Raw genomic sequence first — 22,072 nt, 5'->3', positions numbered from 1 at the left:
AAAATGTCATCATTGCATATTTCGCAAGGTACGTTTCGCCTGAGCGACACAAAAACGCTTCAGTTAAGTGCGCTGACGTTGCAGGCGGGGGATAGCTGGGCTTTTGTCGGCACCAATGGAAGCGGGAAATCGGCGCTGGCCCGCGCGCTGGCGGGAGAACTGACGCTACTGAAAGGCGAGCGCCAGTCTCAGTTCGCGCGCGTCACCCGCCTCTCATTCGAACAGTTGCAAAAACTGGTCAGCGATGAATGGCAGCGCAATAACACCGACCTGCTCAGCCCTGGCGAAGACGACACCGGACGAACTACGGCAGAAATCATTCAGGATGAGGTGAGCAATCCCGCCCGCTGTGCCGAACTGGCGCAGCAGTTTGGCATTTCTTCTCTGCTCGACAGACGTTTTAAATACCTTTCTACGGGCGAAACGCGCAAAACGCTGCTTTGTCAGGCGCTGATGTCAGAGCCGGATTTATTAATCCTCGATGAGCCGTTTGACGGGCTGGATGTCGCCTCCCGCCAGCAACTGGCGAATCTTCTCGCCACGCTGCACCAGTCGGGCTACACGCTGGTGCTGGTGTTAAACCGCTTCGATGAGATCCCCGAATTCGTTCAGTATGCGGGAGTCCTTGCCGACTGCACGTTAACGGAAACGGGGGAAAAAGCGGATTTGCTCCAGCGGGCGCTGATTGCCCAACTCGCGCATAGCGAACGACTGGAAGGCGTACAGTTGCCCGAGCCGGATGAGCCTTCTGCCCGTCACGCCCTGCCGGACGGCGCGGCGCGCATTATTCTCAACGATGGCGTCGTCTCCTATAACGACCGCCCTATCCTTAAGCATCTGAGCTGGCAGGTGAATCCTGGTGAACACTGGCAGATTGTCGGGCCTAACGGCGCGGGAAAATCCACCCTGCTAAGTTTAATCACCGGCGACCATCCGCAGGGATACAGCAACGACCTGACGCTGTTTGGCCGCCGTCGCGGGAGTGGTGAAACAATCTGGGATATCAAAAAACATATCGGCTATGTCAGCAGTAACCTGCATCTGGATTACCGCGTCAGCACCACGGTGCGTAATGTCATTCTCTCCGGTTACTTTGACTCGATTGGCATCTACCAGGCGGTTTCCGACAGACAACACAAGCTGGCGCAGCAATGGCTGGATATTCTGGGAATGGACAAACGCACTGCGGATGCGCCTTTCCACAGCCTGTCCTGGGGGCAACAACGGCTGGCGCTGATTGCCCGTGCGCTGGTCAAACACCCTACGCTGCTGATTCTTGACGAGCCATTACAAGGCCTGGACCCGCTGAATCGTCAACTCGTTCGCCGCTTTGTCGATGTACTGATTAGCGAGGGAGAAACGCAGTTGCTGTTTGTCTCCCATCACGCGGAAGACGCCCCAGGCTGCATTACCCATCGGCTGGAGTTTGTACCGGAAGGCGAGAGTTACCGCTATCAACAGACGACGCTGCGTTAGCGGTTCACTGGGGGCGTGCGACCACGCCCCTTTTTTCACTGCTTTTTCAGATAAAAGGCGCAATCATTCTTAAAGCATATGATTTATCATTAAATAACAGTCGCCGGCGGGTGAAAAAACCGAAGTGTAAACGATTCCACTAATATATTCCATGTCACACTTTTCGCATCTTTGTTATGCTATGGTTATTCCATACTATAGGCTTAACGGAGCGAATTATGAGAGTACTGGTCACCGGTGGTAGCGGTTACATTGGAAGTCATACTTGTGTACAGTTACTGAAAAACGGTCACGATGTCATCATCCTTGATAACCTCTGCAACAGTAAGCGCAGCGTACTGCCTGTTATCGAGCGATTAAGTGGTAAGCACCCAACTTTCGTTGAAGGCGATATTCGTAACGAAGCGCTGATGACTGAAATTCTGCATGACCACGCGATTGACGCCGTCATTCACTTTGCCGGTCTGAAAGCCGTGGGCGAATCTGTCGCCAAACCGCTGGAATACTATGACAACAACGTCAACGGTACGCTGCGTTTAATCAGCGCCATGCGCGCCGCCAATGTCAAAAACTTCATCTTCAGCTCCTCCGCCACCGTCTACGGCGATCAGCCCAAAATTCCTTATGTCGAAAGCTTCCCGACCGGCACGCCGCAGAGCCCATATGGCAAAAGTAAACTGATGGTCGAACAGATCCTGACCGACCTACAAAAAGCGCAGCCGGACTGGAGCATCGCCCTGCTGCGCTACTTCAACCCGGTCGGCGCGCATCCGTCAGGTGATATGGGCGAAGATCCGCAGGGCATTCCTAACAACCTGATGCCGTACATAGCCCAGGTCGCCGTTGGCCGTCGCGAATCGCTCGCGGTCTTTGGCAACGACTACCCTACCGAAGACGGCACCGGCGTGCGCGATTACATCCATGTGATGGATCTTGCCGACGGCCACGTAACCGCGATGGAAAAACTGGCTGGCAAACAAGGCGTGCATATTTACAACCTTGGCGCCGGTGTTGGCAACAGCGTGCTGGATGTGGTTAACGCCTTCAGCAAAGCCTGCGGTAAACCCGTTGCTTATCATTTTGCCCCACGCCGTGAAGGCGACCTTCCGGCCTACTGGGCGGACGCCAGCAAAGCCGACCGCGAACTGGACTGGCGCGTAACCCGCACACTTGACGAAATGGCACAGGACACCTGGCGTTGGCAGTCACGCCATCCGCAGGGATATCCAGACTAAGGACATGTCATGACGCAATTTAATCCTGTCGATCATCCACATCGCCGTTTTAACCCGCTAACCGGACAGTGGATTCTGGTTTCACCGCATCGCGCAAAGCGCCCCTGGCAGGGGGCGCAGGAAACGCCATCTCAGCAGGCGCTTCCCGCCCATGACCCGGACTGCTTCCTGTGCGCGGGCAATACGCGGGTAACCGGAGATAAAAACCCGGATTACACCGGCACCTATGTCTTTACAAATGACTTTGCCGCGCTGATGTCTGACACCCCGGACGCGCCGGACAGCCATGACCCGTTGATGCGTTGCCAGAGCGCCCGCGGCACCAGCCGCGTGATCTGCTTTTCTCCCGACCACAGCAAGACGCTGCCGGAACTGAGCCTCCCCGCGCTGACGGACATCATCAAAACCTGGCAAGAACAGACTGCCGATCTGGGAAAAACCTACCCCTGGGTGCAGGTTTTTGAGAATAAAGGCGCGGCGATGGGCTGCTCCAACCCGCATCCGCACGGCCAGATTTGGGCCAACAGCTTCCTGCCGAACGAAGCCGAGCGTGAAGATCGTTTGCAAAAAGCCTACTTCGCCGAACAGCACTCCCCAATGCTGGTGGATTATGTGCAGCGCGAACTGGCGGACGGCAGCCGTACGGTGGTTGAAACCGAGCACTGGCTGGCGGTCGTGCCTTACTGGGCGGCCTGGCCGTTTGAAACGCTGCTGCTGCCCAAAGCGCATGTGCTGCGCATTACCGATTTGACCGACGATCAGCGCGACTCCCTGGCGCTGGCGCTGAAAAAGCTGACCAGTCGTTATGACAACCTGTTCCAGTGCTCCTTCCCCTACTCCATGGGCTGGCACGGCGCGCCGTTTAACGGTGAAGAGAACGGGCACTGGCAACTGCACGCGCACTTTTATCCACCGCTGCTGCGTTCCGCGACCGTCCGTAAATTTATGGTCGGTTATGAAATGCTGGCGGAGACCCAGCGCGATCTGACGGCAGAACAAGCGGCGGAGCGTCTGCGCGCGGTCAGCGACATTCATTTTCGCGAATCAGGAGTTTAAATAATGAGTCTGAAAGAGAAAACACAATCTCTGTTTGCAGAAATTTTCGGCTACCCTGCTACCCACACCATTCAGGCGCCTGGTCGCGTCAATCTGATCGGCGAGCACACCGATTACAACGACGGCTTCGTGCTGCCTTGCGCTATCGACTACCAGACGGTGATTAGCTGCGCCACGCGTGACGATCGCAAAGTGCGCGTGATTGCGGCTGACTACGACAACCAGGTTGATGAATTCTCCCTTGATGCGCCGATCGTTACCCACGACAGCCAGCAGTGGTCAAACTACGTGCGCGGCGTGGTAAAGCATCTGCAAAAACGAAATAACGCATTTGGCGGCGCAGATCTGGTTATCAGCGGCAATGTGCCGCAGGGCGCGGGACTCAGTTCTTCTGCGTCGCTGGAAGTCGCGGTCGGCACCGTATTCCAGCAGTTGTACCACCTGCCGCTGGATGGCGCGCAAATCGCGCTCAACGGCCAGGAAGCGGAGAATCAGTTCGTCGGCTGCAACTGCGGCATTATGGATCAGCTGATCTCCGCGCTGGGTAAAAAAGATCATGCCCTGCTGATTGACTGCCGCACGCTGGGTACGAAAGCGGTCTCCATGCCGGAAGGCGTGGCGGTGGTGATCATCAACAGTAACTTTAAACGTACGCTGGTGGGCAGCGAGTACAATACCCGCCGCGAGCAGTGTGAAACGGGCGCACGTTTCTTCCAGCAACCGGCGTTGCGCGATGTCAGCCTTGCGGCGTTCAACGCGGTGGCCAGCGAGCTGGACCCGATTGTCGCCAAACGTGTTCGCCACGTACTGACCGAAAACGCCCGTACTGTTGAAGCCGCCAGCGCGCTGGAGAAAGGCGACCTGAAACGCATGGGTGAATTGATGGCGGAATCTCACGCCTCAATGCGCGATGACTTCGAAATCACCGTCCCGCAGATCGACACTCTGGTCGAAATTGTGAAAGCGACCATCGGCGATAAAGGCGGCGTACGCATGACCGGCGGCGGCTTCGGCGGCTGCGTCGTCGCGTTGATCCCGGAAGCGCTGGTTCCTGCCGTACAGCAGGCCGTGGCCACGCAGTATGAAGCGAAAACCGGAATCAAAGAAACGTTTTACGTATGCAAACCCTCACAAGGAGCCGGACAGTGCTAAACGAAACGCCCGCACTGGCGCCAGATGGTCAGCCGTACCGCCTGCTCACCCTGCGCAACGATGCAGGGATGGTGGTCACGCTGATGGACTGGGGCGCCACACTACTTTCCGCCCGTATCCCGCTAACCGATGGCAGCGTCCGTGAAGCGTTGCTGGGGTGCGCCAGCCCGGAATATTACCAGGATCAGGCCGCCTTTCTTGGCGCATCGATTGGCCGCTACGCCAATCGCATTGCCAACAGCCGTTACACCTGGACGGGTGAAACCGTCAGCCTGCTGCCGAGCCAGGGTGAAAACCAACTGCACGGCGGGCCGGACGGCTTTGACAAACGTCGCTGGCAGATAGTCAACCAGAACGATCGTCAGGTGCTGTTCGCACTGACGTCTGACGATGGCGATCAGGGCTTCCCCGGCCATCTCTGCGCTACCGCGCAGTATCGTCTCACCAACGATAACCGAATCTCCATTACCTATCGAGCGACGGTAGATAAGCCCTGCCCGGTGAACCTGACCAACCACGTTTACTTTAACCTGGACGGCGAGCAGTCAGACGTACGCCAGCACAAGCTACAGATTCTGGCTGATACGTACCTGCCGGTTGATGAAAGCGGTATTCCACGCGACGGGCTGAAATCCGTTGCCGGAACCTCGTTCGACTTCCGCAACGCAAAAACCATCGCCAGCGCGTTTCTTGCCGATGACGATCAGCGCAAGGTAAAAGGTTACGATCACGCCTTTTTATTGCAGACCAAAGGCGATGCCAGCCAGCCAGCCGCGCATCTGTGGTCGCAGGATGAGAAATTGCAGATGAAGGTTTATACCTCCGCTCCGGCGCTGCAATTCTATTCCGGCAACTATCTGGGCGGCACACCGTCGCGCGGGCCTGAACCTTATGCCGACTGGCAAGGCCTGGCGCTGGAAAGCGAATTTCTGCCAGACAGCCCGAACCACCCGGAATGGCCGCAACCTGACTGCGTGTTGCATCCCGGCGACGAGTACGCCAGCCTGACGGAATATCAGTTTATTCCGGCCTGACGATGAGCCATAACAGGCCCGATGGTGCCAGCTATCGGGCCTGTGGCGCGTCGCTTTGCTCAAATCCCCACCACTCAAAGACAAAATCGCAACTCCGGGTTCACAAGAACCTTACACTGCGTCACTATTTTCGCTATGGTTATGCGTAAGCGTTGCCGCTGACCTGTCACGGCAATATAATGAGAATTATTATCATTCAATAAAGCTTGAGGAGTGAGAGTATGGCTGTAACTAAGCTGGTTCTGGTACGTCACGGCGAAAGTCAGTGGAACAACGAAAACCGTTTCACCGGTTGGTACGATGTTGACCTGTCCGAGAAAGGTGTGGGTGAAGCAAAAGCGGCAGGTAAACTGCTGAAAGAGGAAGGCTATAGCTTCGATTTTGCTTATACCTCCGTGCTGAAACGTGCCATCCACACGCTGTGGAACGTCCTGGACGAACTGGATCAGGCCTGGCTGCCGGTTGAAAAATCCTGGAAGCTGAACGAACGTCACTACGGCGCACTACAGGGTCTGAACAAAGCGGAAACCGCTGAAAAATACGGTGATGAGCAGGTTAAACAGTGGCGTCGCGGTTTTGCCGTAACCCCGCCGGAGCTGACCAAAGATGACGAGCGTTACCCGGGCCACGATCCGCGTTATGCGCAACTGACCGAGAAAGAGCTGCCGCTGACTGAAAGCCTCGCGCTGACTATCGATCGCGTGATCCCTTACTGGAACGAAACCATTCTGCCGCGCTTGAAAAGCGGTGAGCGCATCATCATCGCCGCTCACGGTAACTCTCTGCGTGCGCTGGTGAAATACCTGGATAACATGAGCGAAGAAGAGATTCTCGAACTGAACATCCCGACCGGTGTACCGCTGGTGTACGAGTTCGACGAAAACTTCAAACCGATCAAACATTACTATCTGGGTAACGCTGACGAGATCGCGGCAAAAGCGGCGGCCGTAGCGAACCAGGGTAAAGCGAAGTAATCTGATTTGCCTGATGGCGCTTCGCTTATCGGGCCTACGGGTTGGCAATATGCGTCCTGTAGGCCGGATAAGGCGTAAGCCGTCATCCGGCAATACATGCACTTAAACCCCGATAACCCCGTCGAGCACCACCTGCGCCCTGCCCTGTGAACAACGTTCCACACGACCCCGAACGTTATACACTTCCGCCAGGCTTTCTGCGGTAATAACCGCTTCCGGCGCGCCGCTGGCCACCAGTTTGCCCTCCTTCAGCATCAGCACATGTTCGCTGTGGCGTAGCGCGATATTAATGTCATGCACCACCACAACCGTCACCATATTGCGCGCCCGCGTTTCCCGCGCGATCAGATCCATAACGTGAAACTGATAGTTCAGATCCAGCGCGCTAAGCGGCTCGTCCAGCAACAAAAGTTCCGGGTAGCGAATCAGCGACTGCGCCAGCCCCACCAGTTGCCGCTGGCCGCCGGAAAGCTGGTCAAGATAGTGCAGCGCCAGATGCGCAATGCCGAGTTGATCCAGGATTGCCAGCACCTGCGAGTGGCTGTTCGCGCCATCCCGCCCGCCGGACGCCCGCTGTGCCACGATAATCGACTCCAGCACATGCAGATGTACGCCCTGCGGCAGCGACTGCGGTAAAAACACCACCTTTTCCGCACGCCGGGCAAACGGCAGCGACATCAGGTTCTCACCGTCCAGCATGACCTCGCCACGGGCTTTATTCAGCCCGGCCAGCGCGCGTAATAACGTTGATTTCCCGCAGCCGTTCGGCCCCAGCAGAACGGTAATTTTACCGCGCGGCAGCTCAGGCACGCTGAGATCGCGGATAACCGGATGTTTCGGATAACCGGCGCTTATTCCCTTGAGGATCAACCCGCTCATGACATGCTCCCCCGGTGGCGCAAAATAATGCTCAGGAAGAATGGCACACCCACCAGCGACGTTACGATGCCTACCGGGATGATCACCCCAGGAACAATATTCTTCGACGCGATCGAGGCCAGCGACAGCACCAGCCCCCCCGTCAACACGCTGCCCGGCAGATAGAACCGGTGATCTTCACCAAACAGCATTCGCGCAATGTGCGGCGCGACCAGACCGATAAAACCGATTGGCCCGACAAACGCCACCGACAGCGCCGATAGCAGGCTGATGCGCAGCAGCGATGACAGGCGCAGGCGCCGCACGTCAATGCCAAAACTCATCGCCCGATCTTCCCCCAACCGTAGCGCCGTCAATTGCCAGGCGCTACGCATCGACCACGGCAGCACAATGGCAAACACCAACGCCAGCACGCCGAGCTTTTCCCACGACGCGCGCGCCAGGCTACCCATCGTCCAGAACACCAGCCCCTGTAGCGTGTCCTCATCGGCAACAAACTGCATCATCGACACCAGCGCATTAAAGGTAAACACCAGCGCGATACCGAACAGCACCACGCCAGAGGTCGCCACGCGCGTCCAGCGAGTAATCCCGTCCAGCAGCAGGGCAGACAGCAGCGCAAAAGCAAAGGCATTCGCGGGAATAAACCAGGCGGCAGGAATGCCGGGAATGCCGATACCCAACACGATCGCCAGCGCAGCGCCAAAGGCTGCTGCGGAAGAAACGCCCAGCGTGAACGGACTCGCCAGCGGGTTGTTCAGGATTGTCTGCATTTCGGCGCCCGCCAGCCCCAAAGCCATTCCCACCAGTAACGCCATCAGCGCATAGGGTAAACGGATATCCCAGACGATAACGCGCGTCCCCGCATTAACGCTTGCCGGGTGCAGCAGCGTTTGCCAGAGCTCGCCGAGCGACAGACCCGACGGGCCAAGCGTAGAGTCCAGCACCAGCGAGGCGACTATCGCCGCAATAATCAGCAGCGCCAGCATCAACCGCTTGCGTACCACAAGACGGTAGCGATCGTCGATCGACGGAGCATTAGCGGATAGCGACATAACGTTCCTTACCTGTAGAGTCATTTCGGCGGATTGAGCACATCGCTAATCTGCGCGTCGCTGAGTGTAATGCCAAAGAAGTCCTGGTAAAAGCGGCGGGTCTCCTTGCGCATATCCACATCGGCAAAGCGCTGCGGGTAGAGCGTTTTTGCCAGCCAGAGGAATTGTAACGCCTCTTCGCTGGTCTCCCGACACCACCAGAACATCCCTTTCGGGTTCACATACACGCGATGATGAATCACGGCGTCCACCTGCGCCCACTGGGGAGAAGTCAGGATGGCATCCGCATCCCGCTTATTCATGGCGACAATCACCGCCGGATTTGCCGCGACGATCTGCTCAAGAGCGACTTCCCCCGTCCGGTTTTGCTTGTGGCTAAACCAGCGCTCGGCGACGTTTTTTGCACCGGCCAGATCCATCCAGTCCTGATTAAGCGACGGCCTGCCGGAAGTGGTCAGCGGATTGCCCATGCTGTGATAGAGGGTCATTCGCTGATCTTCAGGAAGATCGCTTAAGCGCGCCTTTACCCGCGCCACATTGCGGTCAAAATACTGCTGATACCGCTGCGCTTTATCCTGCGCATCCGGCCCCAGCACCTCCGCTGTTTTATGCACCCGGGCGGTCAGCGCCTGCATGGAGTTCGCCTCAAACGCCAGTACGCGCACCCCCGCCTGCTGGAGCAGCGACGCCCTCGGCACCGTCATCGATTTCGGCACAAACAGCAGTTGCGTACCGAGCGAGATGATCTGCTCCGGGTCCAGTTCGTGACCGCTGTTGACGCTGACAACGGCGACATTCTCAATACGCGGCAGACTCTGGCGAAAAAGCGGAATCGTCTTTGCAATCATCGACGTGCCAACAATATTATCGCCATACCCCAGCATGGTGATGATGGTGTTTTGCGCCGGCCACGGTGAAGCGATGCGCACATCGCTGTGCGGCTGCGCGGCAAACAGGCTCCCCGCCACCAGCCAGGCCAGCGCGGGAAAAATGCGGGTTAGCGTCATGACTCCATCCTTTAAAAATCAAACGTGACGGAGGCGCGAACTTCACGCCCGCTGCCGATAAAGGCGCTGGGTGAACCGTTATCGCCATCGGTGCCTGACGGGAAGATTGATGCCCAGTAGTGTTTATCGAACACGTTGTTAACCACCACGCGGAAGGTGGTCGGTACGCTGCTGATTTTCGTGGTGTAGCGGGTGCCCAGGTCCCAGGTGGTGTAGCTGCTGGCCCATGCGGTGTTGGTATCGTTGGCGGCACGCTTGCCGGTATAATGAACGTTAGCGCTGTATACCCATTCCGGCATCGACGGTAAGCTGTACTCCGCCAGCACGTTCGCCTGTACTTTCGGTACGCCTACCACCCGTTTATCGCTGGTGGTATCGCTCACCGTATCTTTCAGTTTCGGATCGAGGAGCGTCACGCCGCTGTAGATATTCAGCCCTTGCCAGACATTACCGGAGGCCGTCAATTCCAGACCGTTATTGACCTGGTTCCCCTGTTCCTTATAGACATTGTCGCCGGGATCGACATAGGCGAATGGACGCTCAAGACGGAACAGCGCCGCCCCCAGATTCATCCCGGAGACATCGGCTTTTAGCCCCATCTCATATTGTTTGCTGCGATACGGGTCGAGGGTTTGCCCGGCATTTTTCACGTCGCTATTGGTTGGCGCCGTCCCACCCTGTTCCAGCGACTCCGCATAGCTGACGTAGGCCATCACATTCGGGGTGATTTTATACATCAACGCCGCATTCGGGCTTAAACCGTTCTCATCAATCTGGCCGGTTTTATGACCGCTTTTATTGTAGTTCTGCGACTGAATCCAGCTCTGGCTCAAGTAGAACATCGCCGACCATTTCGGCGTGAAAGTCACGGTATCCCCAAGGGTAATGCTCTGTTGCGTGTTGACGCTGGATTTATAACGATCCCCACCGGTTATGATTTTGCCATCGCCCTTTTCGTACATCTCAGAGGGGTGGTACATATTGGTGGTGTCCCAGCTATAAGACGGCCCCGTCCCTTTCGCACTGTACAGCGACCAGACATAACCGGTGGTCGAGAGCGCAATATCATGCCCGACAGAACCGGTATCAACATGACCGTTAAGCGTGGCGGTATTGCTCAGTACGCGAAAACGTCCTGCGGCAGTAGAGTCTTTCAGCGAACGGCTGATATCGCCCTGGTTATTGATAATTTTGCTGGATACGTTACGCATCGCACGATCCGCCTGCTGCCAGCCAACGCCTGCCGTTACGGACCAGTCATCATTGAGATAATGAATAAGACGCGTGCTCACCGTGTCGGTTGTCAGATCGTTCCCGGCCGTGCTGAGCGCCAGATTTTTATCTTTGGGATCGGGGGCGGAAGGTAATTTAATGTTCGGGCCATAGCTGAAGCTTCCCGGATAGCCTTTTTGAATAAACTCATAGTGGCTGGCATCCAGCTGCAATTGCGTGCCTGGCTGAATATTCCAGTCCAGCGCCACGGAAAGCAACTTACGGCGCAGCGTACTGTCATCCAGATTCCCTTCACCTTCCTGATTCAGCACATTCACGCGATAGCCAAAACGGTTGTCATCATCAATGTGTCCGCCCAAATCGACATGCCCGGTGAAGGCGCTCCGGCTTTGATAACCCAGAGTGACTTTGCGCAGCGTCTCTTCCGTTGGGCGTTTGGCGACAAAATTAAACTGCCCGGCCGGACTTGCCGGGCCGTACAGCGCGCCGGTCAGGCTGTTGAGCACATCCAGGCGTTCCAGCATCTCAACGGGGAAAGCGGTGGTTGAGACGATGTTCAACCCATCCAGGCGGCTGTTGGCAACCACGCTGCCCTGCATCCCCCGGCTCTGCGGTCTGCCGACATCCATGCCGCCGCGCGCCTGCATTTGTGTGCTGGGCGAGTATTTCAGCAGTTCGCTCACGCTTTGCGCCTGCTGGTTCTCAATCATCTCTTTGGTGACGGTCGTGGTCGAATACGGTGTATCAACCCAGGCTTTATTGCCCAGCGGCCCGACATCGATATCATTGGTTTTGAATCCAGCGCCGGAAGCGGCATGCGTGGTATCGGCAGAAGGCTGGCTGGTGACGATAATTTCATCTTCAGAGGTGTTTGCCGCATGTGCGCTGTGCGGCGCCAGGGAAATGAGAAGAGGCAACAGCGTTGCCAGTTGAGTGGGCTTATTCATTTGTATTATCAATCGTTATGTAAAAATTTATATTACGACCGATATAAGTGTAAAAAGTTGATCACGATCACATCAAAACTTTTAAACAAAGAACTAACTCTTTTGGATTACAAACAGTTAGTAGAAAAAAACCGGCCTGATTTGCCGGTTTTTCAATTGCGCAACGTGCGTTGGCAGGAGGAATTATCCGCGACGGGCTTTCACCGCATTCGACAACTGACGCAGCAGCGCATCCGTATCTTCCCAGCCGATGCAGGCGTCGGTAACGCTCTTACCGTAGGTCAGCGGTTCGCCGCTTTCCAGGCTCTGATTACCTTCCACCAGATGGCTTTCCACCATCACGCCAATGATCGCGTTTTCGCCACGCGCAATCTGCTGGCAAACATCCGCACAAACGTCCATCTGCTTTTTAAACTGTTTGGAGGAGTTCGCATGGCTGAAATCGATCATAACCTGCGGCGCAAGCCCCGCTTTAGCAAGACCTTCTTTTACTTCTGCCACATGTTGCGCGCTGTAGTTTGGCTCTTTGCCTCCACGCAGAATAATGTGGCAGTCGCCGTTGCCGCTGGTATTCACAATGGCGGAGTGCCCCCACTTAGTGACGGAGAGGAAGCAGTGAGGCGCACCGGCGGCATTGATGGCGTCAATCGCTACTTTGATGGTGCCGTCGGTGCCATTTTTAAAGCCGACCGGGCAGGAAAGACCAGAGGCCAGCTCGCGGTGTACCTGAGACTCCGTGGTACGTGCGCCAATCGCGCCCCAGCTCATCAGATCCGCCAGATATTGCGGGGTGATCATATCAAGGAACTCACCCGCAGCAGGTAATCCGCTGTCGTTAATGTCGAGCAATAGCTTGCGGGCAATACGCAGGCCATCGTTAATCTGGAAGCTGTTATCCATATGCGGATCGTTGATCAGCCCTTTCCAGCCCACCGTGGTGCGCGGTTTTTCAAAATAGACGCGCATGACAATTTCAAGCTCGCCTTTTAACTCTTCACGCAGCGTCATTAAACGAGCGGCATACTCTTTGGCGGCAACCGGATCATGAATTGAGCACGGCCCAATCACCACCAGCAGGCGATCGTCATTCCCTTTCAGGATTTTATGAATCGCTTTGCGGGCATGGGCAACGGTGTTTGCTGCATTCTCTGTAGCGGGAAATTTTTCAAGGAGTGCGACTGGCGGTAATAACTCGTTGATCTCTTTAATACGTAAATCGTCGTTCTGATAATTCATGATTATTCCAGTGTTGCCATACTTATCTAATTAAATGCAATCCCTTCAATCTATCTCTTTGGCTAAAAAGTGTAAACTGACTTTTACACTTCGAACGGACTAATCCTGGAATTAGGAAAAAAAACACCAGAAAGTAGCGAAAAACGAGATCTAACCTACAATTTTTAACTGCAAACACTCTTTTTGTGAGTTTTTTCAAGATTCTCTGCTGGGCTAAATCGCCAGTGCGGGATCTTTAACCCCTCTCTGAGATTTTACTGGCACATGCACTGTTGGAAGAGTTATCCGACATATCGACCATAACAGGAGCATCTTATGAAAATGACAAAACTGGCCACACTTTTTCTTACTGCCATACTCAGCCTTGCCAGTGGCGCAGCGTTGGCCGCTGACGCGAATACGCAGTCCAACAACGGACAGGCAAACTCTTCGGCGGATGCCGGACAGGTCGCCCCTGACGCCCGCGAAAACGTCGCGCCAAACAATGTGGACAACAGCCAAATTAATTCCGGCGGCACCATGCTTCACCCGGATGGCTCATCAATGAACCACGACGGCATGACCTCCGATGAAGTGCATAAAAACACCATGTGTAAGGACGGCCGCTGCCCGGACGTGAATAAGAAAGTGGAGACCGGCGACGGCATCAACAACGACGTTGATACTAAAACCGATGGCACCACGCAGTAAGCCTGAAAAAAGGCCAGGTAACGGGAGAGCTGACGCTCTCCTTTTTATTTTGTCAGCCCAAAACTTGTATGATGTCATACAGTAATAATGAAAATAACAAAGGGATGACACGATGGCACATTCACACTCTCATACTGCTTCGCATCTGCCGGAAGATAAGAACGCGCGTCGGTTGCTGTTCGCATTTTGTGTCACCGCCGGATTTATGCTGGTTGAAGTGGTGGGCGGCATTCTTTCAGGATCGCTGGCGCTGCTGGCCGATGCCGGGCATATGCTTACCGATGCCGCAGCCCTGTTGTTCGCTCTGATGGCCGTACAGTTTTCCCGTCGTCCTCCAACCATTCGCCACACTTTCGGCTGGCTGAGACTGACAACGCTGGCCGCGTTTGTTAACGCCATCGCATTAGTGGTGATTACTCTTTTAATCGTCTGGGAAGCCATTCAGCGCTTCTATACGCCACGCCCTGTCGCAGGCGGCATGATGATGACTATCGCAGTGGCAGGCTTGCTCGCCAACGTGTTTGCGTTCTGGCTCCTGCACCGGGGGAATGAAGAAAAAAACCTCAATGTGCGTGCCGCCGCGCTGCATGTGATGGGGGATTTACTGGGATCGGTCGGCGCCATTTTTGCCGCACTGATTATCATCTGGACAGGCTGGACGCCAGCGGATCCGATTCTCTCGATCCTGGTTTCCATACTGGTGTTACGCAGCGCCTGGCGTCTGTTAAAAGACAGCGTGAATGAATTACTGGAAGGCGCGCCGGTTTCGCTGGATATCGCGGCGTTGCGTCGCCATCTCAGCCGGGGTATTCCCGAAGTACGCAATGTGCATCACGTCCATGTCTGGATGATAGGAGAAAAACCCGTGATGACGCTGCATGTGCAGGTGATCCCGCCGCACGATCATGACGCGTTGCTGGCGCGCATCCAGCATTTCCTGATTCACCATTACCAGATTGAGCACGCCACCATTCAGATGGAATATCAGCCGTGCAACGGGCCGGACTGCCACCTGAATCAGGGGCTATCCGGCCATTCGCATCATCACCACTAACTGGAAAGCGCGTGTGAGCCTCGTTCGCGCGCGCTGTTGATCCACATCCGGCTGCCATTCAGAGCGATGAAGGTCAGGATCAGATACTCCAGCGACATCGCATAGACGCCTTGCAGTGCGAAGATCACCACGCTTATCACGTTGATAATCACCCACAGCAGCCAGTTTTCGACATACTTGCGCGTCATCAGGATCATCGCCACAATCGACAGCACCATCATGCAGGAGTCCCAGAACGGGAAGGCATCAGGCTGCAATTCCGGCACGGCGACCGCCAATCCCAGCGCCTGCATCAGGTTGACGGCGACGCGAGTCAGGAAAGCAAATACCGGATCGATATACGCGGTCATCAGGCCTATCGCCACCACGCATACCGCCAGCCAGGCCAGCGCTTTTGGCAGCGGCAGCCAGCGAATTTTCAATTCAATCTCATGCTGGCTTGTTTTGCGGGACCAGGCATACCAGCCGTAAATATTGGCGGCAAAGAAAAATACCTGAAGCAGCAGGCTGGCGTAGAGTTGGATCTGAAAAAAGATGATCGCGAATAGCGTCACGTTAATCAGGCCGAAAAAATAGTTGCTGATCTTTTCCAGGCTGGCAAGCCCGATACACAGCAAACCCGCAACGGTGCCGACAGCTTCAATCCATGACAGGTCGTAACCGCCAGCGCCAATTGGAATATGAACCAGAATGTTCTGTGTGCTAAAAAAATCCATCTTTCCCCCAGAGCGTTTTACGTTTTACGCTCGTAGTGTAGCCGCAAATTCCAGCATACGGTTGAGCGGCAGCAGCGCCCCTTCTCGCAACGCCTGGTCAACGTGAATCTCATGGGCCTGCCCGCCCTGCTCTAACCCCTCAGCAATTGCCTTAAGGCCGTTCATCGCCATCCACGGACAATGCGCGCAGCTACGGCAGGTCGCCCCTTCTCCGGCTGTCGGCGCTTCAAGCAACTCTTTATCAGGCACCGCCTGCTGCATTTTATAGAAAATGCCCCGGTCGGTCGCCACAATAAGCTGCTTATGCGGCAGCGTGCGGGCGGCATTAATCAGCTGGCTGGTAGACCCGACGGCATCCGCCATATCGACAATCGATTGTGGCGACTCAGGATGCACCAGCACGGCGGCATCCGGGTACAAACCTTTCATCCGGGTCAACGCCTGGGTTTTAAATTCATCATGAACGATACAGGCCCCCTGCCAGCAGAGCACATCCGCGCCGGTCTGCTTTTGCACGTAATGTCCCAGGTGACGATCCGGCGCCCAGATAATTTTCTCGCCCAGACTGTCCAGATGTTCAATCAGTTCAACGGCGATACTGGAGGTAACAACCCAGTCAGCGCGGGCTTTGACGGCAGCAGACGTGTTGGCGTACACCACTACCGTGCGATCCGGGTGGGCGTCGCAAAACGCGCTAAATTCGTCAATCGAACAGCCCAGATCCAGCGAGCATTCTGCCTGTAGAGTCGGCATCAGGATGGTTTTTTCCGGGCTGAGAATTTTGGCCGTCTCGCCCATAAAACGGACGCCAGCGACCAGCAACGTGGAGGCAGGATGTTTCGCGCCAAATCGCGCCATCTCCAGCGAGTCGGAAATGCATCCTCCGGTTTCTTCAGCCAGTTGCTGGATTTCGGGATCGGTGTAATAGTGCGCCACCATGACGGCATCGCGCGCTTTCAGCAGACGTTTGATTTTCTCGCGGTAGAATTGCTTTTCATCCACGCTTAGCGGGGTCGGTTTCGGCGGAAACGGATAGATTGCGGCTTCCGGGTCAAACATTACGCTCATCATGCTTTCTCGTTTTACTGGCTTAACGAAATAACCGATATAAAGCGTAACCCACGCCACAATCGGTTAAATTTGTTTTATATGCTAAACAAGATAGCCGATTGGTTGGCAAAAGTCACAACAATTGCGCTTGATAATGCCGGATGGCGGCGCAAGCGCCTTACCCGGCCTACGGGTCGCCGACTGACGTCTTATCCGACCTGAACGAGTGTATCGCTGTAGGCCTGATAAGCGCAGCGCCATCAGGCACAAATTCTGCGCATAGCAAAAAGGCGCCTTTAGGGCGCCTTTTTACATTGGTGGGTCGTGCAGGATGACTCGGCTTCGCCTCGCCCTTCGGGCCGTTGCTGACGCAACGTTATCCTTCACGTTTAACATCTGAGTGCAATGTTAAAATTGGTGGGTCGTGCAGGATTCGAACCTGCGACCAATTGATTAAAAGTCAACTGCTCTACCAACTGAGCTAACGACCCCTTGCGGGATTTTACTGCTTAATCATTCAGGATGGTGGGTCGTGCAGGATGACTCGGCTTCGCCTCGCCCTTCGGGCCGTTGCTGACGCAACGTTATCCTTCACGTTCTCTACCAGTAACCACCTTTAAAACTGGTGGGTCGTGCAGGATTCGAACCTGCGACCAATTGATTAAAAGTCAACTGCTCTACCAACTGAGCTAACGACCCATACGGGTGTTACCTGAAAGATTTTACTCGGCACCAATTTAAAATTGGTGGGTCGTGCAGGATGACTCGGCTTCGCCTCGCCCTTCGGGCCGTTGCTGATGCAACGTTATCCTTCACGCTTAACATCTGAGTGTGATGCTAAAACTGGTGGGTCGTGCAGGATTCGAACCTGCGACCAATTGATTAAAAGTCAACTGCTCTACCAACTGAGCTAACGACCCGAGTGGTGGGTGATGACGGGATCGAACCGCCGACCCCCTCCTTGTAAGGGAGGTGCTCTCCCAGCTGAGCTAATCACCCGATACTACGCTGGATACTGCTTACTAACTAAATTAGTGGTGGGTCGTGCAGGATTCGAACCTGCGACCAATTGATTAAAAGTCAACTGCTCTACCAACTGAGCTAACGACCCACTTTTGCGCTGCTTTCGGTTTGTTTGATATCCCCTGGCAACGGCGGCATATATTACTGATTTCAGATTTCAGCGCAACAAAAATTTCGATGTAGATCACTCAACTGCTTAGGAATCGCACGACGAGACCAGAAATAACGCGATTTCTGGTCGCGTGGTGTGCATTACATCGCGTTAAGACGTTTTTGCGCTTGTTTTGCGCCATCAGTGCCAGGGTATTTACTGATAACCTGCTGATAAACCGCTTTCGCTTTTGCCGCGTCGCCTTTGTCCTGCATGATGACGCCGACTTTGTACATCGCGTCAGCCGCTTTTGGTGACTTCGGGTAGTTTTTGACTACCGAGGCAAAATAAAATGCGGCATCATCTTTTTTACCCTTGTTGTAATTCAACTGGCCGAGCCAGTAATTGGCATTCGGCTGATAAGTTGAGTCCGGGTATTTTTTGATGAAGTTCTGAAACGCCACAATCGCATCATCCTGGCGGGACTTATCCTGCACCAGAGCAATTGCCGCATTGTAATCGGTATTGGCGTCGCCGCTTTGTACCGGCGCGCCTGACGTCGCCGCGCCCGCGCCAGGCGCAGGTGTTGCGGTTGCCGCCCCGCTTTGCTCGCCGCCCGCCGATGGCGTCGCTGCGCTACCGCTGCTCAGACTGTCCATCTGTAGCAGGATCTGCTTCTGCCGTTCAACAACCTGATTCAGCTGATACTGGCTTTCCTGGATTTGACCACGCAGGGAATCAATATCGGACTGATTATCAGAGAGTTGTTGCTGGAGTTGGGTTAAAAGCTGGCTGTGAGCATTCGAAATACGCTCGAGTTGAGTGACGCGGTCTTCGACCGAGCCTGAGCCGACACTACTGATTGGCGCCTGAGCAAAAGCGGCCCAGGGGGCCGCTATGCCAACCAGTAACGACAGACTCAACAGGTGATGTCTGAAGTTACTGCTCATGCAATTCTCTTAGTAAACCAGTACGGCGCGACGGTTTTTAGCGTAAGCCGCTTCGTCGTGACCCAGTACTGCGGGTTTTTCTTTACCGTAAGAAACGATGGAGATCTGGTCAGCAGAAACGCCTTTACCCTGCAAGTACATCTTAACAGCGTTAGCACGGCGTTCGCCCAGGGAGATGTTGTACTCAGGAGTACCACGTTCGTCCGCATGACCTTCTACGGTGACTTTGTAAGACGGGTTGCTACGCAGGAAGTTAGCGTGCGCATCCAGCATTGCCGCGAAGTCAGAACGAATATCGTACTTGTCCAGATCGAAGTAAACGATGTTGTTCTGCTGCAATTGCTGCATCTGCAAACGCGCTTGCTCTTCAGAAGACATGTTGCCGCTGCCGTTCGCATCCATACCAGTGCCTGCACCCAGCATGCCTTCGCTGCCGTCATTGCTGGCGTTCTTGTTGGAAGAACATGCAGCAATTGCCATAACAGGCAGAGCGATCATCAGCCCTTTCAGCACTTTGTTCAGTTGCATTTCAATGATTCCTTTACTAATCAATTAATTATTATCACAGATACGGCGACCAGGCAGGGAATTTAACCTGACCATCGGTTGCCGGAAGACGCGCCTTGAAACGCCCATCTGTAGAAACCAAATTCAGCACGGATCCCATCCCCTGAGAAGAGCTGTAGATTACCATAGTGCCGTTAGGTGCCAGACTTGGCGTTTCATCCAGGAACGTTGACGACAGAACCTGTACGCCACCCGCTACCAGATCTTGTTTGGCAATGTGCTGCTGACCATTCGCCGAGCTTACCATTACCATAAATTTACCGTCGCTGCTCACATCCGCATCCTGGTTTTGCGAACCTTCCCAGGTGATACGCTGCGGAGCACCGCCGTTCACGTTAACTTTATACACCTGCGGACGACCGGCCTGGTCAGAGGTAAAGGCCAGGTTCTGGCTGTCCGGGAACCATGTTGGTTCGGTGTTGTTGCTGCGACCATCCGTCACCTGACGAATCTGACCAGAACCAATGTCCATCACATACAGGTTCAGGCTACCGGTTTTAGACAACGCAAACGCCAGTTTGCTGCCATCCGGCGAGAACGCAGGCGCGCCGTTGTGACGCGGGAACGACGCAACCTGACGCACAGCCCCGTTAGCCAGCGTCTGGATAACCAGCGCGGAACGACCGCTTTCGAAGGTTACGTAGGCCAGTTTAGAGCCGTCAGGAGACCACGCCGGAGACATCAGCGGCTGCGGAGAACGGTGAACCACGAACTGGTTGTAACCATCGTAGTCAGACACGCGCAACTCATACGGGAACTGGCCGCCGTTAGTCTGCACAACGTAAGCGATACGGGTGCGGAATGCGCCCTTGATGCCGGTCAGCTTCTCAAACACTTCATCACTTGCAGTATGGCCAGCATAACGCAGCCACTGCTTGTTCACTTTGTAAGAGTTCTGCGCCAGTACAGTACCCGGTGCGCCGCCGGTGTCAACCAGCTGATAAGCAACATTGTAGGAACCGTCAGGATTCGGAGTCACCTGGCCGACAACAACCGCATCAATACCCAGCGCAGACCATGCCGCCGGCTGAACTTCTTGCGCCGTACCCGGCTGCTGCGGCAGACGAGAGCGATCCAACGGATTGAATTTACCGCTGTTGCGCAGGTCAGCGCCAACGATGCCGCCAATATCTTCAGGCGCAGCTCCCGGCCCTGCCCACTGGAATGGCACAACGCCAATCGGGCGCGCCGAGTCCACCCCCTGGGTGATCTCGATACGTACTTCTGCGTGCAGCACCGCTGCCCACAGCATTAAGAAACCAAATGCTACTCGTAATGCCTGCTTCATCATATCTCCCTTATCCGGGCGGAAAGCCCACGATAATTTAGCAGAATGTTAACAAACTCAAATACACAAAACTACCAGAACCCAGCGACTCTCGTTGCGTGCCTTTCCCCGCCGTAACGGGGAAAGTTTAGCTTACGGTTTAAAGTCCAGAGGTGCGTTTTTAAACACTTCGTATACCGCCTGGCTTGGTGGTTTTGGAATCTTCGCCTGTCGGGCCGCAGCAAGCGCTGCCTGACAAAGCGCGGGATCGCCACCTTCAGACTGAATATCCAGCAACAGGCCGTCTGGCGCCAGTTTTATACGCAGCGTACAGGTTTTACCTGCATAGGACGATGCGTCGTAAAACTTACTTTCAATGGCCGATTTAATCTGCCCGGCATAGTTGCTGATATCCGCGCCTGATGCGCCATTGTTTTTAGTATTACCACTCCCCGCAGGAGAAGCATTGCTTCCTGCCGCTCCGCCACCGGTTTTCGGCGCATTCTTACCGGAGCTTAAATCGCCCAACAGGTCATCGACGCCAGATGCGGCAGCGGCTTTTTCGGCTGCGGCTTTCTTCGCAGCAGCCGCTTTATCTGCCGCAGCTTTCTTATCGGCAGCAGCCTTCTCAGCAGCAGCTTTTTTTGCTGCTGCCGCTTTCTCAGCGGCGGCTTTGTCGGCGGCAGCTTTCTTCTCTGCGGCCGCTTTTTCAGCAGCAGCCTTTTCTGCTGCGGCTTTCTTCGCGGCCTCTGCCTGAGCCTGCTTAGCCGCCTCGGCTTCCGCTTTTTTCTTCGCGTCGGCGGCGGCTTTTGCCGCTTCAGCTTCGGCTTTCTTCTTCGCATCAGCAGCCGCTTTTACCGCTTCGGCTTCGGCTTTCTTCTGCGCTTCCGCCGCTGCTTTAGCCTGCGCGTCCGCTTTCGCTTTCGCATCCGCTGCGGCTTTCGCCGCCGCTTCTTCAGCCTGTTTCTGCTGCTCCTGCGCTTTCTTCGCGGCCGCTTCCGCTTGTTTCTGCTGTTCCGCCTGCTCGCGCGCCTGTTCCTGCGCGGCTAAACGTTCTTTCTCAAGTTGCTTCAGTCGTTCCTGTTCAGCCGCCTGCTTCTCGCGAAGCTCTTCAGCTTGCTGCTGCGCCTGTTTTTCACGCTGTTCCGCCGCACGCTTCGCGCTCGCCTGTTGCTGCTGCTGACGATCGTACTGCTGAACAACTGCGCCGGGATCGACCATGACGGCGTCGATGGAAGAACCACCGCCGCCCCCGGCTGAAGCCTCTATATGCTCATCGAACGAACTCCAGATCAGCACTGCAAATAAGATGACATGCAGTACCGCTGAAATAATTATCGCCCGTTTGAGCTTGTCGTTTTGTTCGGTTGCCTTTGACAC

Annotated in this window: 19 protein-coding genes and 5 tRNA genes; 8 read left to right on the top strand and 16 right to left on the bottom strand. The window is 55.2% G+C overall.

The window, feature by feature from the left end; all coding sequences use genetic code 11:
• Positions 1 to 3 precede the first annotated feature (3 nt).
• The 6 genes from modF (at position 4) to gpmA (ending at position 6,927) form a co-directional block, all read left to right on the top strand.
• Positions 4 to 1,476, top strand: a complete 1,473-nt coding sequence (gene modF, locus OGX81_RS05890; RefSeq protein ID WP_104868900.1) for a molybdate ABC transporter ATP-binding protein ModF — start codon at positions 4 to 6, stop codon at positions 1,474 to 1,476.
• Between the two features lie 218 nt (positions 1,477 to 1,694).
• On the top strand, positions 1,695 to 2,711 hold the full coding sequence (gene galE, locus OGX81_RS05885; RefSeq protein WP_024130520.1) for a UDP-glucose 4-epimerase GalE: 1,017 nt from the start codon (positions 1,695 to 1,697) through the stop codon (positions 2,709 to 2,711).
• Positions 2,712 to 2,720: 9 nt separating this feature from the next.
• Positions 2,721 to 3,767, top strand: coding sequence for a galactose-1-phosphate uridylyltransferase (gene galT / locus OGX81_RS05880; protein ID WP_104868901.1), 1,047 nt, complete (start codon positions 2,721 to 2,723; stop codon positions 3,765 to 3,767).
• A 3-nt stretch (positions 3,768 to 3,770) separates the two neighbouring features.
• On the top strand, positions 3,771 to 4,919 hold the full coding sequence (galK, locus tag OGX81_RS05875; RefSeq protein ID WP_047458033.1) for a galactokinase: 1,149 nt from the start codon (positions 3,771 to 3,773) through the stop codon (positions 4,917 to 4,919).
• Positions 4,913 to 5,953, top strand: coding sequence for a galactose-1-epimerase (gene galM, locus OGX81_RS05870; protein WP_286487533.1), 1,041 nt, complete (start codon positions 4,913 to 4,915; stop codon positions 5,951 to 5,953). Before galK ends, galM begins: the two co-directional genes overlap by 7 nt.
• Before the next feature lie 221 nt (positions 5,954 to 6,174).
• The gene (gene gpmA, locus OGX81_RS05865; RefSeq protein WP_104868903.1) at positions 6,175 to 6,927 is read left to right on the top strand and encodes a 2,3-diphosphoglycerate-dependent phosphoglycerate mutase; all 753 of its coding nucleotides are present in this window, start codon (positions 6,175 to 6,177) and stop codon (positions 6,925 to 6,927) included.
• Positions 6,928 to 7,029: 102 nt separating this feature from the next.
• Here gpmA and OGX81_RS05860 read toward each other — a convergent pair whose 3' ends face one another.
• The 5 genes from OGX81_RS05860 to aroG form a co-directional block, all read right to left on the bottom strand.
• Positions 7,030 to 7,806: an ABC transporter ATP-binding protein gene (locus OGX81_RS05860; protein ID WP_012133231.1), complete on the bottom strand. Its 777-nt coding sequence runs from the start codon at positions 7,804 to 7,806 to the stop codon at positions 7,030 to 7,032.
• On the bottom strand, positions 7,803 to 8,885 hold the full coding sequence (locus OGX81_RS05855; protein WP_104868904.1) for a FecCD family ABC transporter permease: 1,083 nt from the start codon (positions 8,883 to 8,885) through the stop codon (positions 7,803 to 7,805). Before OGX81_RS05855 ends, OGX81_RS05860 begins: the two co-directional genes overlap by 4 nt.
• Positions 8,882 to 9,868 (bottom strand): ABC transporter substrate-binding protein, encoded by a 987-nt coding sequence (locus OGX81_RS05850; RefSeq protein ID WP_012133233.1) that lies wholly within the window; start codon positions 9,866 to 9,868, stop codon positions 8,882 to 8,884. Before OGX81_RS05850 ends, OGX81_RS05855 begins: the two co-directional genes overlap by 4 nt.
• Before the next feature lie 11 nt (positions 9,869 to 9,879).
• Positions 9,880 to 12,048, bottom strand: a complete 2,169-nt coding sequence (locus tag OGX81_RS05845; protein WP_104868905.1) for a TonB-dependent receptor — start codon at positions 12,046 to 12,048, stop codon at positions 9,880 to 9,882.
• Between the two features lie 183 nt (positions 12,049 to 12,231).
• A complete protein-coding gene (gene aroG, locus OGX81_RS05840; RefSeq protein ID WP_012133235.1) occupies positions 12,232 to 13,284 on the bottom strand; it encodes a 3-deoxy-7-phosphoheptulonate synthase AroG in 1,053 nt (350 codons plus the stop codon).
• Between the two features lie 315 nt (positions 13,285 to 13,599).
• Between aroG and OGX81_RS05835 the strand changes: the two genes are divergently transcribed.
• Both OGX81_RS05835 and zitB read left to right on the top strand, forming a co-directional pair.
• Positions 13,600 to 13,974, top strand: a complete 375-nt coding sequence (locus tag OGX81_RS05835; protein WP_047458049.1) for a YbgS-like family protein — start codon at positions 13,600 to 13,602, stop codon at positions 13,972 to 13,974.
• Positions 13,975 to 14,086: 112 nt separating this feature from the next.
• Positions 14,087 to 15,028 (top strand): CDF family zinc transporter ZitB, encoded by a 942-nt coding sequence (gene zitB, locus OGX81_RS05830; protein ID WP_104868906.1) that lies wholly within the window; start codon positions 14,087 to 14,089, stop codon positions 15,026 to 15,028.
• Here zitB and pnuC read toward each other — a convergent pair.
• The 11 genes from pnuC to tolA all read right to left on the bottom strand — a co-directional run bounded on the left by pnuC (position 15,025) and on the right by tolA (position 22,072).
• Positions 15,025 to 15,744 carry a nicotinamide riboside transporter PnuC gene (gene pnuC, locus OGX81_RS05825; RefSeq protein WP_104868907.1) on the bottom strand — a complete coding sequence of 240 codons (720 nt, stop codon included), beginning with the start codon at positions 15,742 to 15,744 and terminating at the stop codon, positions 15,025 to 15,027. The two genes, zitB and pnuC, sit on opposite strands and share 4 nt — an antisense overlap.
• Positions 15,745 to 15,768: 24 nt before the next feature.
• Complete coding sequence (nadA, locus tag OGX81_RS05820; RefSeq protein ID WP_104868908.1) at positions 15,769 to 16,812, bottom strand: quinolinate synthase NadA; 1,044 nt, start codon at positions 16,810 to 16,812, stop codon at positions 15,769 to 15,771.
• A gap of 397 nt (positions 16,813 to 17,209) precedes the next feature.
• Positions 17,210 to 17,285, bottom strand: a tRNA-Lys gene (locus OGX81_RS05815).
• Positions 17,286 to 17,417: 132 nt separating this feature from the next.
• Positions 17,418 to 17,493: transfer RNA gene (locus tag OGX81_RS05810), tRNA-Lys, on the bottom strand.
• Between the two features lie 145 nt (positions 17,494 to 17,638).
• Positions 17,639 to 17,714 (bottom strand) — tRNA-Lys (locus tag OGX81_RS05805).
• 3 nt (positions 17,715 to 17,717) lie between these two features.
• Positions 17,718 to 17,793 (bottom strand) — tRNA-Val (locus tag OGX81_RS05800).
• Positions 17,794 to 17,829: 36 nt separating this feature from the next.
• A tRNA-Lys gene (locus tag OGX81_RS05795) sits at positions 17,830 to 17,905 on the bottom strand.
• Positions 17,906 to 18,069: 164 nt separating this feature from the next.
• A complete protein-coding gene (gene cpoB, locus OGX81_RS05790) occupies positions 18,070 to 18,858 on the bottom strand; it encodes a cell division protein CpoB (protein WP_012133241.1) in 789 nt (262 codons plus the stop codon).
• A 9-nt stretch (positions 18,859 to 18,867) separates the two neighbouring features.
• Positions 18,868 to 19,386, bottom strand: coding sequence for a peptidoglycan-associated lipoprotein Pal (pal, locus tag OGX81_RS05785; RefSeq protein WP_003022983.1), 519 nt, complete (start codon positions 19,384 to 19,386; stop codon positions 18,868 to 18,870).
• A gap of 34 nt (positions 19,387 to 19,420) precedes the next feature.
• Positions 19,421 to 20,713 (bottom strand): Tol-Pal system beta propeller repeat protein TolB, encoded by a 1,293-nt coding sequence (gene tolB / locus OGX81_RS05780; RefSeq protein WP_024130523.1) that lies wholly within the window; start codon positions 20,711 to 20,713, stop codon positions 19,421 to 19,423.
• Positions 20,714 to 20,845: 132 nt separating this feature from the next.
• The gene (tolA, locus tag OGX81_RS05775; RefSeq protein WP_047458058.1) at positions 20,846 to 22,072 is read right to left on the bottom strand and encodes a cell envelope integrity protein TolA; all 1,227 of its coding nucleotides are present in this window, start codon (positions 22,070 to 22,072) and stop codon (positions 20,846 to 20,848) included.

Source organism: Citrobacter sp. CK206 (genome assembly GCF_030333125.1).
GTDB lineage: Bacteria > Pseudomonadota > Gammaproteobacteria > Enterobacterales > Enterobacteriaceae > Citrobacter_B > Citrobacter_B koseri.
Note: the sequence above shows the minus strand (reverse complement) of the source record. Positions and strands in the feature narration are given on the sequence as shown.

Coding starts and splice junctions, on each gene's coding strand:
- modF (WP_104868900.1), top strand. CDS start 4: ATGTCATCATTGCATATTTCGCAAGGTACGTTTCGCCTGAGCGACACA.
- galE (WP_024130520.1), top strand. CDS start 1,695: ATGAGAGTACTGGTCACCGGTGGTAGCGGTTACATTGGAAGTCATACT.
- galT (WP_104868901.1), top strand. CDS start 2,721: ATGACGCAATTTAATCCTGTCGATCATCCACATCGCCGTTTTAACCCG.
- galK (WP_047458033.1), top strand. CDS start 3,771: ATGAGTCTGAAAGAGAAAACACAATCTCTGTTTGCAGAAATTTTCGGC.
- gpmA (WP_104868903.1), top strand. CDS start 6,175: ATGGCTGTAACTAAGCTGGTTCTGGTACGTCACGGCGAAAGTCAGTGG.
- OGX81_RS05860 (WP_012133231.1), bottom strand. CDS start 7,806: ATGAGCGGGTTGATCCTCAAGGGAATAAGCGCCGGTTATCCGAAACAT.
- OGX81_RS05855 (WP_104868904.1), bottom strand. CDS start 8,885: ATGACTCTACAGGTAAGGAACGTTATGTCGCTATCCGCTAATGCTCCG.
- OGX81_RS05850 (WP_012133233.1), bottom strand. CDS start 9,868: ATGACGCTAACCCGCATTTTTCCCGCGCTGGCCTGGCTGGTGGCGGGG.
- OGX81_RS05845 (WP_104868905.1), bottom strand. CDS start 12,048: ATGAATAAGCCCACTCAACTGGCAACGCTGTTGCCTCTTCTCATTTCC.
- aroG (WP_012133235.1), bottom strand. CDS start 13,284: ATGAATTATCAGAACGACGATTTACGTATTAAAGAGATCAACGAGTTA.
- OGX81_RS05835 (WP_047458049.1), top strand. CDS start 13,600: ATGAAAATGACAAAACTGGCCACACTTTTTCTTACTGCCATACTCAGC.
- zitB (WP_104868906.1), top strand. CDS start 14,087: ATGGCACATTCACACTCTCATACTGCTTCGCATCTGCCGGAAGATAAG.
- pnuC (WP_104868907.1), bottom strand. CDS start 15,744: ATGGATTTTTTTAGCACACAGAACATTCTGGTTCATATTCCAATTGGC.
- nadA (WP_104868908.1), bottom strand. CDS start 16,812: ATGAGCGTAATGTTTGACCCGGAAGCCGCAATCTATCCGTTTCCGCCG.
- cpoB (WP_012133241.1), bottom strand. CDS start 18,858: ATGAGCAGTAACTTCAGACATCACCTGTTGAGTCTGTCGTTACTGGTT.
- pal (WP_003022983.1), bottom strand. CDS start 19,386: ATGCAACTGAACAAAGTGCTGAAAGGGCTGATGATCGCTCTGCCTGTT.
- tolB (WP_024130523.1), bottom strand. CDS start 20,713: ATGAAGCAGGCATTACGAGTAGCATTTGGTTTCTTAATGCTGTGGGCA.